Annotated in this window: 1 protein-coding gene; it reads right to left on the minus strand. The window is 29.0% G+C overall.

Annotated elements, in window-relative coordinates:
• Positions 1-44: 44 nt before the first annotated feature.
• Positions 45-658 (minus strand): hypothetical protein (locus tag P0N36_RS15555; protein ID WP_275843807.1); only part of this gene is annotated, 614 nt, incomplete at its 5' end.

Raw genomic sequence — 658 nt, forward strand, 5'->3', positions numbered from 1 at the left:
TCGTCAACTCGCTGTTATCTGCAGTAATAATCGGACCTTTACCACTACCTTAAAACAAAATCTGCATTTTTAAAATAATTACTGTTATATACAACACAACTTTGTAAAAATATAATACCCCTTATCATACAAACATTATTTTGAGGATTAATATTACATATAACAAAGGAATCATTATAGTCAGTCATTTGAAAAACGTAATTGTCTCTAGAAAATACTTTTTCAGCTACTTCAAAAGTGATCATAAAGCACTCTTCATCCCCCCAAAATGATTCATAGAGGGTAAAAGCGTTGTCTTCAATCAATTGAATAAACTTATCTCCAGATAAAGTTAATTCAATTCCTTTAATATATCCTAAGTTATCTTTGTCGTTCAGATATTCCTCTTCTATATCACCTTTTTTTAAGGCAGCATTGTATGTCAGCTTATTAAATTTTAGAGTTTCAAATTCTTTTCTAATATCTAGACTATATTTTCTTTCAACTTTACACTTGTCCGAATCAACTATCTTTTTAACAGAATCAGAATTTGTATTATTATATAACCCTGTATCTAATAAGTATATGTAACCCATAGAGCACGAACTATCGCATGTTATTCTCAAGTAACCACCTCCATAAAATTGCTTAAAACATAGATTATTATTGCAGATAACGT

The organism is Petrocella sp. FN5 (assembly GCF_029210395.1).
Lineage (GTDB): Bacteria > Bacillota > Clostridia > Lachnospirales > Vallitaleaceae > Petrocella.